Annotated in this window: 16 protein-coding genes; 2 read left to right on the forward strand and 14 right to left on the reverse strand. The window is 57.3% G+C overall.

What is annotated here, in order from left to right; translation table 11 throughout:
• Positions 1–1,423, reverse strand: a 1,423-nt coding sequence (locus VMJ32_03610; protein HTQ38086.1) for a class I tRNA ligase family protein, incomplete at its 3' end; no start/stop codon positions are given.
• A 274-nt stretch (positions 1,424–1,697) separates the two neighbouring features.
• On the opposite strand from VMJ32_03610, the gene VMJ32_03615 reads away from it, so the two are divergent.
• Positions 1,698–3,836: a dockerin type I domain-containing protein gene (locus VMJ32_03615; GenBank protein ID HTQ38087.1), complete on the forward strand. Its 2,139-nt coding sequence runs from the start codon at positions 1,698–1,700 to the stop codon at positions 3,834–3,836.
• Here VMJ32_03615 and VMJ32_03620 read toward each other — a convergent pair.
• The 13 genes from VMJ32_03620 to pheA all read right to left on the reverse strand — a co-directional run bounded on the left by VMJ32_03620 (position 3,754) and on the right by pheA (position 14,621).
• Complete coding sequence (locus VMJ32_03620; GenBank protein ID HTQ38088.1) at positions 3,754–4,578, reverse strand: purine-nucleoside phosphorylase; 825 nt, start codon at positions 4,576–4,578, stop codon at positions 3,754–3,756. The two genes, VMJ32_03615 and VMJ32_03620, sit on opposite strands and share 83 nt — an antisense overlap.
• An 84-nt stretch (positions 4,579–4,662) precedes the next feature.
• The gene (locus tag VMJ32_03625) at positions 4,663–5,136 is read right to left on the reverse strand and encodes a tetratricopeptide repeat protein (protein ID HTQ38089.1); all 474 of its coding nucleotides are present in this window, start codon (positions 5,134–5,136) and stop codon (positions 4,663–4,665) included.
• A 103-nt stretch (positions 5,137–5,239) separates the two neighbouring features.
• Positions 5,240–5,617, reverse strand: a complete 378-nt coding sequence (locus tag VMJ32_03630; protein HTQ38090.1) for a hypothetical protein — start codon at positions 5,615–5,617, stop codon at positions 5,240–5,242.
• 234 nt (positions 5,618–5,851) lie between these two features.
• Complete coding sequence (gene argJ, locus VMJ32_03635) at positions 5,852–7,045, reverse strand: bifunctional glutamate N-acetyltransferase/amino-acid acetyltransferase ArgJ (protein HTQ38091.1); 1,194 nt, start codon at positions 7,043–7,045, stop codon at positions 5,852–5,854.
• A gap of 126 nt (positions 7,046–7,171) precedes the next feature.
• Positions 7,172–8,182 (reverse strand): N-acetyl-gamma-glutamyl-phosphate reductase, encoded by a 1,011-nt coding sequence (gene argC, locus VMJ32_03640; GenBank protein HTQ38092.1) that lies wholly within the window; start codon positions 8,180–8,182, stop codon positions 7,172–7,174.
• A 326-nt stretch (positions 8,183–8,508) separates the two neighbouring features.
• Entirely contained in the window at positions 8,509–9,153 is a 645-nt protein-coding gene (locus VMJ32_03645; protein HTQ38093.1) for a phosphopantothenoylcysteine decarboxylase, read from the reverse strand.
• 116 nt (positions 9,154–9,269) lie between these two features.
• Positions 9,270–9,824: a flavoprotein gene (locus tag VMJ32_03650; protein HTQ38094.1), complete on the reverse strand. Its 555-nt coding sequence runs from the start codon at positions 9,822–9,824 to the stop codon at positions 9,270–9,272.
• A 192-nt stretch (positions 9,825–10,016) separates the two neighbouring features.
• Complete coding sequence (locus VMJ32_03655; protein HTQ38095.1) at positions 10,017–10,283, reverse strand: DNA-directed RNA polymerase subunit omega; 267 nt, start codon at positions 10,281–10,283, stop codon at positions 10,017–10,019.
• Positions 10,276–10,866, reverse strand: a complete 591-nt coding sequence (gene gmk / locus VMJ32_03660; protein ID HTQ38096.1) for a guanylate kinase — start codon at positions 10,864–10,866, stop codon at positions 10,276–10,278. The genes VMJ32_03655 and gmk overlap by 8 nt, the downstream gene beginning before the upstream one ends.
• 109 nt (positions 10,867–10,975) lie before the next feature.
• Complete coding sequence (locus tag VMJ32_03665) at positions 10,976–11,860, reverse strand: YicC/YloC family endoribonuclease (protein ID HTQ38097.1); 885 nt, start codon at positions 11,858–11,860, stop codon at positions 10,976–10,978.
• 16 nt (positions 11,861–11,876) lie between these two features.
• Positions 11,877–12,416 (reverse strand): preprotein translocase subunit SecG, encoded by a 540-nt coding sequence (gene secG, locus VMJ32_03670; protein HTQ38098.1) that lies wholly within the window; start codon positions 12,414–12,416, stop codon positions 11,877–11,879.
• A 114-nt stretch (positions 12,417–12,530) separates the two neighbouring features.
• Positions 12,531–13,289 (reverse strand): triose-phosphate isomerase, encoded by a 759-nt coding sequence (tpiA, locus tag VMJ32_03675; protein HTQ38099.1) that lies wholly within the window; start codon positions 13,287–13,289, stop codon positions 12,531–12,533.
• Between the two features lie 174 nt (positions 13,290–13,463).
• Positions 13,464–14,621, reverse strand: a complete 1,158-nt coding sequence (gene pheA / locus VMJ32_03680) for a prephenate dehydratase (GenBank protein HTQ38100.1) — start codon at positions 14,619–14,621, stop codon at positions 13,464–13,466.
• A gap of 403 nt (positions 14,622–15,024) precedes the next feature.
• Between pheA and dnaK the strand changes: the two genes are divergently transcribed.
• A complete protein-coding gene (dnaK, locus tag VMJ32_03685) occupies positions 15,025–16,941 on the forward strand; it encodes a molecular chaperone DnaK (GenBank protein HTQ38101.1) in 1,917 nt (638 codons plus the stop codon).
• The last annotated feature ends 108 nt before the right edge of the window (positions 16,942–17,049 follow it).

Genomic DNA, 17,049 nt, shown 5'->3' on the forward strand with positions numbered 1-17,049 from the left:
GCGGATCTTCCTCAGCCCGCCAGCAGAACGGATATTCGTGCCGATATTCTTCACGATGAAACAAGAGGCCGCGATTTTTTAGATCGTGAATGATGTCCTTGTCGCAATCTTTGACCCAACGCGTGTGATATCGCTTTGTCGCGTCAGCGTTAAATGTGCCATCTGGATTAACAGCACAGAATAATTCGAGCGTCTCATCCGGAGCAAACCTTTGCCGTTCACTCACAAGAATTCCAAAGTCGTCTTCACCAAACGCGGGCGCAATATGAACGATACCGGTGCCAGAATCGATGGTCACAAAATCAGCCGGCACAACACGCCAATAAAGATACTCAGATTCTGCTGTATTTCGGAGATTACCGACCAATTGCGACATTGTTCCATAATATCCATCAAACGGAGGCCGGAACCGTAGCCCCAACAGGTCTTCACCCTTGAGGGTTTTCTCGATTTTGAAATCTAATTTCTTTTTAGAAGCTATCGTTTCAACAAGCGAAGAAGCAACAATCACTCTATAAGGAGCGGAAACAGCTACGGCTTGGTCGCTGACAGGCGCCGAACTTGCGGCCGCCTCATCCACTATCACAACTGAGTATTCTAAATTTGGATTTACCGCAGCGAATTGATTACTCGGCAGTGTCCATGGGGTGGTTGTCCAAATTAGAAAATTGGTATCTGGTCCAAGGCCGAGTTTTCGAATTTTTGGATCAGGTACCAATTCGTCACTTACCAGCGGAAACTTCACATACACACTGGGGTCGGCCACTTCGCGGTAGCCCAGGCCGACTTCGCCGGCGGAAAGGGAGGTGCCCCCTTGGGCCCACCACCAGACGATTTTGTACCCCTGGTATAACAGCCCACGGTCGAACAGTTGCTTCAGGCTCCACCAGACGCTTTCGACATAGCTTTGGTGGTAGGTGACATACGCCTTGTCGAGATTGACCCAAAAGCCGATGCGTTCAGTCATCCGCCGCCACTCTTGCATGTACCGCCACACGCTTTGCTGGCAGAGTTGGATGAAGCCTTCGATGCCGTCGGGCCCGCCGGTTTTGCTTTTGTAATTTTCGATCTCTTCCTTGGAGTGAATGCCCAGTTCTTTGCAAACTTCGACCTCGACGGGCAGGCCGTGCGTGTCCCAACCCGCTTTGCGTTCGCACAGATAGCCGCGCATAGTGCGGTAGCGCGGGAACAAGTCTTTGATGGCCCGGGTCAGGCAGTGGCCCGGGTGCGGCATGCCATTGGCCGTGGGTGGGCCTTCATAAAAGACGAACTTTCGCTCCGGCTCGCCTCGCGCTTTTCGCTCGGCATTTTCGGCCCGCCGCCGCTGCAGCGATTTTTCGTAAATGCCCGCTTCGCGCCAAAAGCGGAGGATTTCCTCCTCCAGCTTCGGGAAATTGACGTTCGATTCAACCGGTTGAAACATGGGCGTGTGATGAACCGCAGGTGCGTAGAAACGAGAGAACAGTTTAACAGTCGCGCTGCGAGGCGACTACGGGAGCATTCTGCGAGACAGTGTGACGGGACCGATAGTTTCCCACGCCGCGCTGGCACATTTGGACAGTTTGGACTATAACGGAATGCTAAGGGGTCCAGCAGTGGGAGCGCGGATGCTGATTGATCGTGGGACACAGCCATGGCGGCGAAGTTCGCCCCGGCGGGCTCAGCGAATCGCAGATAAAATACGGCGCTGCGCGATTTTGGCAGCGACGATCTGCGCGTGCCTGCTGGATGGTCCCCACTCTGCCCGGGCGGTCGATTTGATGGGATTGGCGCAATCAGCGGCCATCGATCAGCCGCAGGTATACATGTCGCTGAGCAATTCGGCAGGCGGCACGCCGATTGAAGGGCAAACGGAAGATCCCGACCCAAGCGACCCGTTTGGAACCGTGCCGACCATCGGCATTCAGGCCTATCTTGATACAGGCTCTAGCGGCCTACTCATCAGCACGGCCACGGCCCAAGCTTGGGGACTGGCGAATTCCACTTACAACGGGCAAACCGTCACTTTCAACGACATCGGCGTCGGCGGGACCGCGGTCTTTAATGTCTCGCTGCCGCTGTATGCCGGTGTCGCTCCTTATACGCCAACCACCAATACGGAAAATGCCGCCGGCTATCTGCCCGTGACCAGTGGGGGAACCCAAACAAGTTTGCGATTAGAAATCGGGCCGGCCGATACCGGCAACGATACGTTGACCGGCGATTTGGACGATTCGTTTTTGGAAGATATCGACGTGGTGGGCATGCCGGCCTTGGCGGGCAAAGTGATGGTGGTCGATGCTCGCAGCAGCAACGGGGTGATGACGCAGTTAGCAAATCCGGCGCCGGGGACCGATCCGCTGGATTATCTACTGACAAATCCGACGGCGCTGGATGATTTGTCGTTAAAAACCTATGTGTACAACTCCGGCACACCTTTTCGTCCCAGCACAATCAACACCGATCCCGGCATTCCCACCACGAATTTGCACGTGAAGCTGAGTTACGCCGATTTCACCGGCTTCACCACGATAGCGCCGGGCGGCGCTCCCGGACCGACACTGGCGCACAATCCGTTCATTGGGCCCAATCCTTTAGCGCCGGCTGGAACCGATCACACCCCGCCGGTGCGCATTACATTCGAAGTGCCCGATACGGCCAATCCCGCCAAGATGGACACGCTGGCCACCACCGGTAGTTTCCTGTTCGACACGGGAGCGGGCTCCTCGTTCATTTCGGAAAACTTGGCCGCCAAACTGCATGTGCGCTATCGCAGCGGAACCGAAGGAACCGACGATCCAGAGCTGGAGATTTTTAATCCCGCCAATCCGTCGGCGCCGGGCACGCTGTTAACCAATCAATTTCAAGAATCGGTCGGCGGCATCGGCGGCGATGTGACCGTGGCCGGGTTTTATCTCGATTCGCTCATCATTCCCACCCAGGAAGCCAACCCCAGCTACTGGACCGATCCCCGGAATATCCGCTTCGCCGGCACACGCACGGCCGGCGGCCAGCAAGACGTGCTGGGCCCGCCGGTGTTGGTGCAAAACATTACTGCTACGAAAGGGTCGCAATCGATCACGCTGGACGGCGACCTGGGAGTGAATTTTTTGGTCGGAAGCCTGAACTTGTCGGGCGATATCGATGATTTAAGCATCGGCGGCTTTGCACCCGGTGCGTTTGACTGGCTGACGTTCGACGAGGCTGCCGGCGCCCTCGGCTTGCAATTGAACAGCGCCTTCCACATCGCCGGCGATTTCAACCTCGATGGCAAGCTAACCAACGCCGACACCCAAGCCATGCTCAACGCCTTCAAAAATATCCCCGCCTTCGAAGCGGCCCACCACTTGTCCAACGCCGACTGGCTCGACCTGGCCGACGTCAACCGCGATGGCGTGGTGAACGAAGCCGACCTGAAATATCTCATGAATCTTTTGACCGGCAGCAAACTTTACCTGGCCGGCGATTTTAACTTCGACGGCAAACTAACCAGCGCCGACTTACAAGCCATGCTCAATGCGTTCCAAAACATCTCTAGCTTCGAGGCAGCCCACGATTTGTCCGACGCGGCTTGGGAACAACTGGGCGACGTCAACGGCGACGGAACTGTAAATTTTTCCGACGAATTGGCGCTGATGAAGCTGCTAGACGGCGCCAGTAGCGGCGGGAGCAGCGGTTCCAGTTCGCTGAGTGCAGTGCCTGAACCACCGACCGCAATGCTGGCGAGCCTGGCCGTGGTAGGGCTGGTGTTGAGCGGCCGTAAAGCTGGCGCCTTTAGGTTTCTTGCTCCAGCACCCCCAGCACAATTTTCCGCAGCTTGGGTTCGGCAATCGAAGCGGCGTGCAGAATTTCTTTGATCTCGACCGGTTTCAATGTATCCGGAAAGCACATGTCGGTAATCGCCGACAAACCCAATACCCGCATCCCGCTGTGTACGGCCACAATGCATTCCGGCACGGTCGACATCCCCACGCAATCGGCCCCAATGGTTCGCAAAAAACGATACTCGGCCCGCGTTTCCAAATTCGGCCCGCTTACCGCCACAAACACGCCCCGATGGGCCACAAAATTTTCGCGCCGGGCCACTTCCAGCGCCCGCTCGACCAATTCCGGCGTGTAAGCCCGGCTCATGTCCGGAAAGCGCGGACCCAGCCGATCGTCGTTGACGCCGATCAGCGGATTGCCCCCCATCAAATTAATGTGATCGTCGATGACCATCACGTCGCCGACGCGGTATTGCGGATTCATGCCGCCGCAGGCATTGGAGACGATCAGCAAATCGGCCCCTAAAAATTTCATCACCCGCACAGGGAAGGTAATTTTTTGGTGTGGCTGCGCTTCGTACGAATGCACGCGGCCTTCCATCGCTACCACTGGCGCCCCCGCCAGTCGCCCGCACACCAACACACCGGCGTGGCTAATGGCCGTCGATTGCGGAAAGTGCGGAATCTCTGCGTACGGAATGGTCGCCTCGGCTTCGATCTCGCGCGCCAAGGCCCCCAAGCCCGTCCCCAAAATAATGCCCGCCTGCGGCCGTCCCGACCATTTCTTGCCAATGGCCGTCACCGCTTCCTGAATTTGATGGTACAACTCAAGCATGGAATGTTTAGCCGCGACGCGCTAGCGGAGCGAGTGGAAAAGCAATCACGCTGGCGTTTTGACGGAACCGGCGCCGACGACCTCTCAGCCGTCCAACCCATATTTCCGCAACAGCGCCTGAAATTCCGGCAACCCACGGAGCCGATTCAAATCGGGGTCGACTTCCAAATGACTAAAGTCGTTGTAGCCTAACTCCAGCGCGCTGGCCAGGGCCACCAATGCTGCGTCCGGCGCATCTTGCATGGCCAGGCTGCAAGCCAGGTTGTACCGCACAAGGCTGTCGTCGGGAAGCAACCCCGCCAGTTGTTGATCGATCACCAGCGCCAAATCGTGCCGCCCCTGTCGAGCGTACAACTCGCCCAACAGTTTCAGCACCCGCACGTCGTGGGGCTGCCGCTGCAAAATGCGCTCGTAAAACGCCACTTCGAAACCGGCTTGGTCCAGATTTCCAATCCACCCGCTCGTCGTACAATGAACCACCGAGGCCGCGTTCGAAGAAGAGGCCTCGAGATTGGAAGAATCACGCTGCGGTGAGGGATTTTCTTCGCCGGGGGTCATGGGGTTGTGAACTCATCTTAAGCGATAGATTTCGCTCATCCCTCGGTACACACCCCCTGTTGCCAACTATCGACCGACCAACCTGCCGACCCGTTCCCGTCGCTCACGCGTCCTCAAAATCGTCTACTTCGTCCCCGGCTTCTTCTTCCTCCTCCTCATCGTCTAAATCCAAGTCGTCGTCCTCGTCAAACTCTTCTTCAAAGTCATCGTCGAAATCATCATCGAAGTCATCCTCGTCCCATTCTTCTTCCTCGACCAGCGGGGCGTCGTCCATCAACCCGTCGTCGTCCAAATCATCGTCGTCGCGGTCGGTTCCCTCATCATCTGAAGTATCGTCTTCCTTTTTCTCTTCCTCGTCTTCCGCCCGGGGCGACGTTTCATACCCCGCCAGATGCCACCGCCCACCGCCGACGCCGCCCAAAACCAACCGCTTCTCCGTCAACACTCCCTCCCAACGAACAAAAACGCCTGCCGACCGCATGGCACTTTCTCCAAAAGTTAACGCAACGGCTGCCAAATTCATCCTCGCTTTGCACGCAGCCGCATCACCCCGGCCCCGACCCATCCAGCCTTTCCTATCGGTGGCCCGCAGATTTGTCAAGCCGGCCAATCGACCCGGCGATGATGCACGTTGCCGGCGGTAGCCGCCACGAACAGCCTCAGACAATTGCTGACGGCCAATTGCGAATTGGCTAACCGCTGGTTTCAAGCCGCTTCACGTATGATAATCCGCGTTCAGCCGCACATATTCGGCCGTCAGATCTGCGGTCCAAAACCGCGCGCTGGCGTTGCCTTCTCGAAACGAAAGCACAATGCTCGTTTCGCGATGTGTCTTGATGCTGCTGGAAACCTGCTCGGCGCTGAACGCGGCCGGCGCGCCATCCTTGTACAATATGAAACCGTTCACGTCCAGGTTCACTCCCGACGGATTAAACGGCACGCCGGCGTAACCCGCCGCAGAAACAATTCGCCCCCAATTCGGATCAGCCCCGTGAATGGCCGTTTTCACCAGCGGACTGTCAGCCACCGATTTCGCAATTTGCCGCGCTGCCCCCGCCGTGGCGCAACCTTTCACGTCGATGCACACCAGGTGCGTCGCTCCTTCGCCGTCGGCGGGAATCGATCTGGCCAGCTCCGCGCACACTTCGTGCAAGGCGTTTTGAATTTGCACCAACCCGTCGCCGGACAGCTTTTCGCCCCCGGCCGCCCCGTTTGCCAGAAGCAGCACCGTGTCGTTGGTGCTCATGTGCCCGTCGACGCTAATGCAGTTGAACGTATCGTCCACAACTTCGTTCAGCATCCGTTGCAAATCACGGGCGGCTACGGGAGCGTCGGTCAGCACCAATCCCAGCATCGTCCCCATGTTTGGAGCAATCATTGCCGCTCCTTTGCACATGCCCGCGATGTGAAACCCTCGCTGCCCCACCGTCACCGTCGCACTGTGCAGCTTATGCACGGTATCTGTTGTCATCATCCCGCGGGCCGCCGCGATAAATCCCGCTTCCTCGGGCGCCAAGTCTTTGGCGCAGGCTTTGATCCCGGCGGCAATTTTCTCCATCGGCATGAATTCGCCGATAATCCCCGTCGAAAGCACCAGCGCCTGCTTCGGTTCAGCGCCGCAGGTACTAGCGGCCAAGCGAGCCATTTCCGCCGCGTCGCTCAGCCCGCGATCTCCGGTGCAGGCGTTGGCATTGCCGGAATTGATGACCACGGCCCGAAAACCATCGCCGGGCGTCAACCGGCGATCAAACGCCACCGGCGCGGCGTAAACCAAATTCTTTGTGTACACCCCCGCCGCCGCCGCCGGACGATTTGACACCACCAGCGCCACATCCTGCCGTGTCGGATTGCGCTTAATGCCCGCATGCACCCCCGCCGCACTAAAACCTTGAGGAATAACAAAGGCCATGATCGTATGTCGCCGTAGTTGATAAAGCCGCGACCGTTGGTCGCGCTGCTATGTTTTGCTTTGTCGTGCCCAGTCGGTAGTGGAAAAACGATGCAACTGACAACGGACAACTCACAACTGTCAAAATCACAACAACGCCGTCGTTTCCGGAAAGCCGAACAATAAATTTAAGTTTTGCACGGCCGCGCCGCTGGCCCCTTTGATCATGTTATCCAGGCAACTGATCGTTACCACCCGGCCCTGCACTAGCCGCACGGTCATGTCGCAAAAGTTCGTGTCAGTCGTGTCTTTCGTGCCTGGCAAATGCTCCACGACGCGCACAAACGGCTCGTCAGCGTAAAATTCCCGCAGCGCCGACAACAGTTGTGGTTCGGTCACGTTGCCGACCGGCTTGGAATAAGTCGTGGTCAAAATGCCGCGGTCCATCGGAATCAAGTGCGGCGTGAAGACAATCTGAATTTCCTTCCCGGCGCCGCGCCGCACAATCTGCTCAATCTCCGGTGTGTGCCGGTGTCGTCCTACGTTGTAAGCCGATACGCTTTCGTTGCACTCCGGAAAGTGCGTCGTCAGCTTGGGAACCCGGCCGGCTCCGGAAACGCCGCTTTTGCTGTCGACAATAATGTCGCTGGTCTCGATCAGCCCGGCCTTCACCAGCGGCGCCAGCGGCAAAATGGCAGATGTCGGATAACACCCCGGGTTCGCCACCAATTGAGCCTTAACAATTTCCTCCCGAAATAACTCAGGCAACCCGTACACCACTTTGCCCAACCGGCCCGCGTCGGGATGTTTTTCGCCGTACCATTGCTCAAACGTCGCATTGTCGTCCAACCGATAATCGGCGCTGAAGTCGATCACTTTCACTTTGCCCTCCAGCAACTGCGGAACCAGTGAGGCTGTCACGCCGTGCGGCAGACAACTGAACACGCAATCGGCCCGGGCCGTGACCGCCGCCGGACTCCGTTCTTCCAGCTTCAAATCTAACCGGCCCCACAGCGACGGATGCACCGCCCCAATGTGCGGACTTCCCTCCTGCCGGCTGGTGAGCGTGGTGATTTCCACCTCCGGATGGCGCAGCAGCAGCTTGATCAGCTCCAAAGCTGTGTAACCCGTTGCACCCAAAATTGCGACGCGAACCATGATGAGTGAAAAATTGCGAGCTTGAAAAAACGGTAAAAAAGGTGAAAAACGGACGAAAACGGATCAGAAAACGGATGGAAACGGTGACATGGGCGGTGTATTGGGTTTGGCGCGACGGCAGTAGAATTCTTGTGATCGTTTGTTCACTTACGGCGCATTATGGCAGAAATGGCGGCTCAATTTCAAGAGTTTTTTGTAAGAGGTATGACCCGGTGCGGCGGTTCGCGCGTCAGCCCGAATCGTCAAAGTATAACCACGCCCGATGGCACGCCAAGGGGAATTGCAATATTGCAGAGAGCGCATTGCCCCGGGTCATTGACCCGGGGCTAAATAAGGTTGGTGGCTTTAATTAGCCGGTTCGCGATTAATTGAAAAAGCTTGCGTGCTACATCTTCCTTTGCTCCTGAAACCGTGGCGACGATTTCGCCGGAGCGGTCCAAAACCTCGACCGAGTTTTCCAGCGCGCTAATTGCTTGCGGGCCGTTGAGAACCATCAAATCGCAACTTTTTTTCTGCATTTTTGTAATCGCCCGAAACCGCTGATCTTCCGTTTCCAGTGCGAAGCCCACGACCCATTGCCGGGGCCGTTTACTGACGGCCAGCGTTGCCACGATGTCGGGCGTTTCCACCAAATGCAGCACCAGCGGCTCCCCCGTCTTTTTGATTTTGTGCTCCTCGACTTTCACCGGCCGATAATCGCTGGGAGCCGCCACGCCGATCAGCCCATCGCATTGGGGAAATACTTTTTGACAGGTGGCCAGCATCTCTTCGGTCGAAACGACCGGCAAGACTTCACACTGTGGCGGATAAGAAACTTCGACCGGACCGGAAACAATCATCACTTCATGCCCTGCGTCCACGGCTGCTTGGGCCAGCGCCTGCCCCATCCGTCCGCTAGATGCATTCGTGAGATAACGGACCGGATCCAAGTGCTGCCGCGTCGGACCGGAAGTAATCAGAATGCGCGCCATCGGTTTTTATAAAGCCATTTGCTTTAATCAAGCCGCGACTGTCGGTCGCGCTGCACCATCGATAGATGTAAAAACGTTTTGGCACTTCGGCGCGACCAACGGTCGCGGCTTTGTGTTTATTTTGCAGCGGTTTTTTTCAACGCTGCTTCGATCGCCCCTCGAATTCTTTCCGGCGCGGCCATCCGGCCCACGCCTTGGTCGCGGCAACTCAGCCAGCCCTCTTCCGGATCGACAATGGTCACCCCATCGGCCAGCAATTGTGCTACGCCGCGCTGTACCGCCGGTTTCGTCCACATTTCCGCATTCATGGCCGGCGCGACAATGACCGGACCCTTGAACGCCAAATACAGCGTGCTCAGCAAATCATCGGCCAAGCCCACCGCGGCTTTCGCCAGAAAATTCGCGGTGCCCGGCGCTACGCACATCACTTCGGCGCGGCGGGCCAATTCGATATGCGCCCCCAATGGATAATCAGGGTCGCCAAACATACCGCGCGGTACCGGCCGGCCCGTGAGCGCTTCGAAAGTGGCAGGACCGATAAATGCCTGGGCCGCTTCGGTCAGCACCACCGTGACCCCCGCCCCGGCCTGCACCAACTGGCTGACCAAGGCTGCCGTTTTGTAGGCCGCAATTCCACCCGTCACGCCGATCAGCAATTCACGGCCTTGCATGAGATCGCCTGATTGAACCGCAGAGGCGCGGAGACGCAGAGCTGACAAAGCCACTAGCGACTCACGCGGAGAAATTTAAACAACCCTTTTGAATTGCCAAGCAAATTTGCGATTCGTCTTTCAATATTATACACTTGACGATTCACTCTGCGTCTCAGCGTCTCTGCGGTGAAAAATGACCGCCGCAAAAAACTACAAATCGGCCAGATCCAGCTCCGGCGGCCCGCCGGCGCCTTCTGCTTCCTCGCCGGTAACGCGCAGCTTGCTTTCGGCGTCCAAATAGATTTTGTCTTCCATGATTTCGCGGACCACAATTTCCAATTTATTTTCGGTCTGCAAATCGACCAGCGGACGGCTGCCCCCGTTCAACGCCACCAGCCGTTTTTGGATGAGCGTGGAAAGTTTGAATCGTCCCCCCACTTTGTTCACAATTTTCTCTTCCTTCAGTTCTTCAAGCATTCGTTCGATCCTCCGAGTGACCCAAAATATTCAAAATCTCTTCCACCGCTCGCTCGACGGTTTGGTTCGTAACCTGGTAGCGATACATGTCGGCCGAGGCCAGTTCACGCCGGGCCACGGCCAGGCGTAGTTCAATCGCGGCGGCGGATTCTGTCCCGCGGTTTCTCAACCGCCGCTCCAACTCTTCCAGCGTTTCCGGACGCACAAATATCGTGACCGCATCCGGGTACATCCGGACAATGGTTTGCGTGCCTTGCACGTCTATTTCTAAGACTACCCACTTTCCCGCCGCAAGTCGAGGGGCAACTTCATCTTTCAGCGTGCCGTACCAATCGCCGCTACCAAACACTTCGGCACATTCCAGGAACTCCCCCTGCCGCCGCCGGCGCTCAAACTCCTGTTTCGTTAAAAAATGATAATCACGTCCATCCACTTCCCCTTGTCGCGGCGTCCGGGTCGTGGCCGAAACGCTCGGCACCAACCGGTCGCAGCGCGCCAGCAGTTGCCGTAATAGCGTGGTCTTACCCGCCCCGGATGGCCCGGAAATCACAATCACGCGGCCAGTGGAAGTTGTGGGCGACATTCCGATAGATGCTAATCGGTTGATTTCAGCAAATGACCAATGACCAAGCGCGAAGGACCAATAATAATCTGTCGGACATGCTCATTGGTCATTGGGATTCGGTGATTGTTCATTCAACATTTTGAATCATTTCCCGCAGCCGCTCGATCGACGCTTTCATTTCGATCACGTGGCGGGCGATTTCCACGTCCGTGCTTTTCGATCCGATCGTGTTCACTTCGCGCAGCATTTCCTGCGTTAAAAACTCCAGTTTCCGGCCGGCGCTTTCCGGGCTGGACATAATCTGCTCGAATTGCTGCAAGTGGCTTTCCAGCCTCACCATTTCCTCGGCAATGTTGCTCCGTTCCGTATAGATGGCGATTTCGCGAACTAAATCCGAGGCATTCAGCGCCAGCTTGTGCTCTTCCAGCACATTTCGCACGCGCTCCTCCAACCGCACGCGGTAGGCATCGACCACCGATGGCGCGCGGACTGCAATCTGCTTCAGCTCCGCCGCGATGGTTCGGCAGTTCGCACTTAAATCGGCAGCCATGGCCTGCCCTTCATCGCGCCGCATTTTAGCCAAGTGGCCCAGGGCCGCTTGCAAGGTCGTTTCGATCACCGGCCAATCGGCCTCGGCCAAGCTCGGATCGGAGAGCCGCTCTTTCACCACGCCCGGCAACAACAAAAAATTCTCCAGCGGCACTTCCTGCTGGTTGCCCGTTCGGCTTTGCAGTTTTTGAATTTGTTGCCGATAATTTTCCAACACGCCCACGTTGATGGAATAATCGTCCGGCGACGAGCTCCGGTCCACCTGCAAGTTCACTTGCACGGTGCCGCGCTTAATATGCTCGCGCACCACTGCTTCCACCCGCGATTCCAACGCCGAGTACCCTTCTCCCGCGCGCATCGAGAACTTGAAGTACCGATTGTTGATCGTGCGCACCTCAATCACCACGGCCAGCCCGTTGGCCTGTTGGTGCGATTCGCCAAAACCCGTCATGCTTAGCAGCACGTGCAACTCCAGAAGTTCACTTGGACGACTTGCTGGATTCATTGCCCGCAGCCGGCGGCGCGACAGGCGGGGCTCCCCCGCTGTTTTGATCGACTCCGCTCACGGGTCCCGCTCCTTTGTTTTCGCTTCCTGCCGCTGGCGGCGTGGCCGCGCCTTCCGTAGACCCAGCGCCCGAAGCACCAGTATTTGCAGTTGGCGTTGTCGCCCCGCCTTCGCTTGTTCCAGGCGCGGTGCCTGCCCCACTTGACGGCGCTTGGCCGGATGGCAGTGCAGGACCACTATTCTCCAGCGGTCCCTGGCTCCCCGCCCCGCCGCTGAACCGGTTGGCATTGCTCCCCATCACCTTCACGCTGACAATGCACAGCACAATCCAGAAAAATGTCACCCCAATCGTCACGCGGGTAAACAAATCGCCCGCCTTGGTGCCGAACGCGCTTTGTCCCCCCATGCCGCCGAAGGCCCCGGCCAAACCGCCGCCCCGGCCGCGTTGAATCAAAATTAACAGAATCAAAAAGATCGATGTCAGCAGCAACAAAATTCCAAGCAAGGCGTTCATAAATTTCCGATCTTTGGTGAAAGCGACAATGGATCCGTGGCAATCGGCGCCATGCCGTCCGGCCTGCGCGGCTGGCAATGACAATTGGCACGGGTCGAAATTCGGTCCCCAGCGTTACGATCCACAACTTGCAATGATGCCGATAAAATCTTCAGCCACCAGACTGGCCCCGCCCACCAGCGCGCCGTCGATATTGGGCTGTGCCATCAACTCACCGGCGTTGGAGGGTTTTACGCTCCCGCCGTATTGAATTCGCACGGCCGACGCAACCTGTTCATTGTACCGGCTTTCGATCAATTTGCGAAGATCGGCATGCACCGCTTCCGCTTGCTCCGGCGTGGCAACTTTGCCCGTGCCGATGGCCCACACGGGCTCATAAGCAATGACCGTTTTCTCCATTTGCTGGGCCGAAATGTTGGCGAAGCTCCCTTCGAACTGCGAGCGTATCACCGCCGATGTCATCCCCCCCTCGCGTTCATCCAAATGCTCGCCGACACACACTATTGGCGAAAGACCGGCTTTCAAAGCGGCGGTCAACTTGTGGTTGACCTCGGCGTTCGATTCGCCCAAGATGTCGCGCCGCTCGCTGTGGCCCAAAATCACGTACTTGCAGCCGCAATCGACGAGCATGGCCGCGCTAATTTCGCCGGTGAACGCCCCTTTCGGTTCCTGAAACATATTCTGCGCGCCCAGCCCAACGCTGCTTTTGCCGATCGCGCCGCGAACCGCTTCCAAATACACAAACGGCGGACACAGGGCCACCTCGACCTGGGGAAATTCCCCAGCCCGCTTCACCACCGCCTCCGCCAAGGCCACCGCCCCGGCACAGTTCAAATTCATTTTCCAATTTCCAGCAATAAACTTTTTACGCATGAACTACTCCCGTCGAAACCATACAAATTGACCGCAGAGACGCTGAGACGCAGAGCAGGCAATAGAATAAAGAATTCACGCCAAGGCGCAAAGGCGCAATGAAACAACGGCAGAAAAAACTCTGCTTCTCCGCGTCTCTGCGGTTCAATTAGAACTGGTTCAAACAGTTCCGGCTTACACCGCCGGCGGAGCTTTGGCGTAAGAACCCAGTACCGTCAGTCGCACGGCACGCCGGGCCAGAAGCTGCGTGGCTTTTTGCACGCGCTTGTCGAGTTGGTGGCCTTCCATTTCCACAAAGAACAGATAGCCCCCTTCGGGCCGCGAGATGGGGAACGATTCAATCCACGTCAAATTCAGCTTGTTGCGCTTGAACAAATTCAGGGCGTCGGCCAGCGAGCCTGACTTGTGTTGAATTTCGAACATCAACGCCGTCTTATCGTTGCCCGTGCGCGGACCGGGATGCTGGCCAATCACGGCAAACCGAGTGACGTTGCCTTGCTGATCTTCGATGTTTTCGGCCAGCAAATTCAGGCCGTAATGCACAGCCGCTTGCACGCTGGCAATGGCTGCCGCGCCGGGCTTCTCTTTCGCTAGTTGGGCCGCCGTGGTGGTGCTGGTCACTTCCACGCTGCGGGCCTGCGGTAAATGCCGGCTCAGCCAGTTGCGGCATTGCGAAAGCGCCTGCGGCCGGCTGTACACCTCCTGCACTTCGCTCCGTTGGCATAAGCCCAATAAGCAATGGTGAATCGCCAAATTCACTTCGCCGCAAACGTGGACCGGCAGACGCGTGAAGTTGTCAAGCGTGTCGGCAATGCGCCCATCGGTGCTGTTTTCGATGGGCACCAGGCCGTAATCGCAATGCCCGCGATTCACCTCTTCAAACACCGCGCCGATGCTCGCCACAGGCACGTAATCCACGCTCTTGCCAAACCGCTGAATCGCCGCCAAGTGGCTGTATGTGTATACCGGCCCCAAATGTGCCACCCGCAGCGTCTTTTCCAAGGCGCGCGAACCGCTGATTACTTCCCGATACACGGCCTGCAAACATTGATTCGAAAGCGGCCCCTTGTTGTGTTGCGCCACGCGCGCCAAAACTTCGCACTCCCGCACCGGATCGTACGCCTGCTGTCCATTGGCTTCCTTCACTTTGCCGATCTTGTGCGCCAACCTAGCGCGCTCGTTCATAAGCGCCACAAGTTTATGGTCGATATGGTCGATCTTCGTCCGCAGCGCGGCCAAAGCCGGCAATTGTGCCGCAGGTGCGCGCGCCGCCGCTCTAGCCTGACGCGTAGGTGTTTTGCGAGCGCGGTTCGATGGTTTGGCTTTTGCCATATTGGGCGGGCGATTAGCGTTTGACGAGAATACAGCGAGGAGTTTTGGAGAATATGGTGTAACTGTCTAAAAGTCAAAAATTCAAACGGGGAAATGCGGGTAATCCAGTCGTGTCGCCCCCGTACCCATGCCGAACAAGCCTACTTCACGAGTGTCAATTTGGCAGTTCGAGCACTTTCCAGGACTCAAAAAATGTGGCCGCCAAAGCCTATTCTTTCGCATTCACAAGGCTATATTTGCAAGTAGGTTACGCCGAGTTCCGCCAGCCCACCCAGCCCGGCACGGCCTTTGCTTTTCCAGGCTGTGCCGCTTAAAAGCAGACATTCCTCGCAATACGTACTAAACAAACAAATCCCCGGGGTTGCTGCCCAGGGTCATCGACAAATATCCAAAGGAGCCATGCATGGCAACTGGCGAAAAAATCATCGGAATCGATTTAGGCACCACTAACTCGGTCGTGGCCGTGATGGAAGGCAAAGATGCCAAGGTCATTCCCAATCAGGAAGGCAACCGGCTCACGCCCAGCGTCGTGGCCTTCACCGACAAGGGCGATGTGCTCGTTGGCGAGCTGGCTCGGCGTCAAGCTATTACCAACCCCAAGAAAACGGTCTACTCCATCAAGCGCTTTATGGGCCGCCGCCACAGCGAAGTGGCTTCCGAAGAAAAAATCGTCCCCTATCAAGTCGTCGGTGCGCCTGAAGAGTACGTCAAAGTCAAAGTCGGCGACAAGGACTACACCCCGCCCGATATTTCCGCGCGCATCCTTCGCAAACTGAAAGAAGCCGCCGAAGCCTACCTCGGCCACAAAGTCAACAAGGCCGTCATCACCGTGCCGGCCTACTTCAACGATGCCCAGCGGCAAGCCACTAAAGATGCCGGTCAAATTGCCGGCCTGGAAGTGGCCCGCATCATCAACGAGCCTACCGCCGCGGCCCTGGCTTATGGCCTGGATAAAAAGAACCAGGAAAAAATCGTCGTCTTCGATCTCGGCGGCGGTACCTTCGACGTTTCCGTGCTGGAAGTTGCCGACGGCGTGTTCCGCGTCATTTCCACCAATGGCGATACGCACCTGGGCGGCGACGATTTCGACCGCGTTCTGGTCAACTACGTGGCCGACGAATTCAAAAAGGAAAACGGCATCGATCTGCGCAAAGACCCCATGGCTTTGCAGCGGCTGCAGGAAGCCTGCGAAAAAGCCAAAAAAGAGCTCAGCTCCGCCAACTCCACCGATATCAATCTGCCGTTCATTACCGCCGATGCCAACGGTCCCAAGCATTTGCAAATGAACATCACCCGCTCCAAGTTCGAGCAACTGGAAGATGAATTCTTCGAACGTTGCCGCGGCCCGGTGCAGCAAGCGCTCAAGGACGCCAAAATGGAGCCCAAAGATATTGACGAAGTCGTGCTGGTCGGCGGCTCCACCCGCATTCCCAAAGTGCAAGAACTCGTCCAAAAAATGTTCGGCAAGGAGCCGCACAAAGGCGTCAACCCCGACGAAGTCGTCGCCGTCGGCGCGGCCATTCAAGGCGGCGTGTTGGCCGGCGAAGTGCAAGACATTTTGCTCCTCGACGTCACGCCCCTCAGCCTGGGCATCGAAACCGAAGGCGGCATTTTCACCAAGCTCGTCGAACGCAACACCACCATCCCGACCGAGAAAAAACAGGTCTTCAGCACCGCCGCTGATAACCAAACCGCGGTCACCGTCAGCGTTTATCAGGGCGAACGTCCCATGGCCCGCGATAATCGCGTGCTCGGGCAGTTCAACTTGGAAGGTCTGCCGCCGGCGCCGCGTGGCCTCCCGCAAATCGAAGTCAAGTTCGACATCGACGCCAACGGCATCCTCAACGTCTCGGCCAGAGATCTCGGCACGGGCAAGGAAGCCAAGGTCCGCATCGAAAAAACCGGCGGCCTGACCGAAGACGAAATCAAAACCAAGCTTCGCGAGGCTGAATCGCACGCCGAGGAAGACAAACGCAAACGCCAAGTGGCCGAGCTGCGCAACCAAGGCGAGTCGATGTGCTTCCAACTGGAAAAGCTCATCAAGGAACACACCGGCAAGCTGAAAGATTCCGACAAGTCGGCCCTGGAAAGCGCCATGGGCAAAGTCCACGACGCCATCAAGGGCGACGACCCCGACACCATGAAGTCGGCCATCGAACAGTTGGAGCAGGCCTCCCACGCCTTCAGCAAAACGCTGTACGAGTCGACTGGTGGCGCCGGCGCTGCCGGTGCGGGCGCCACGGGCTCCGCCGGTGCCGGCGACGGCAAAAAAGCCGACGAAGAAGCCATCGACGCCGAATTCGAAGTCAAGAAGGAGTAATTTGCTCGGCCCGCCGAAAGCATTTAGCCCCCGGCGAGTCGCCGGGGGTTTTTTCATGGCGTTTCCTGACTTATTCACTACCCACCACTCACCACTCACTCCTAACCT

This window comes from Pirellulales bacterium, from assembly GCA_035499655.1.
GTDB lineage: Bacteria > Planctomycetota > Planctomycetia > Pirellulales > JADZDJ01 > DATJYL01.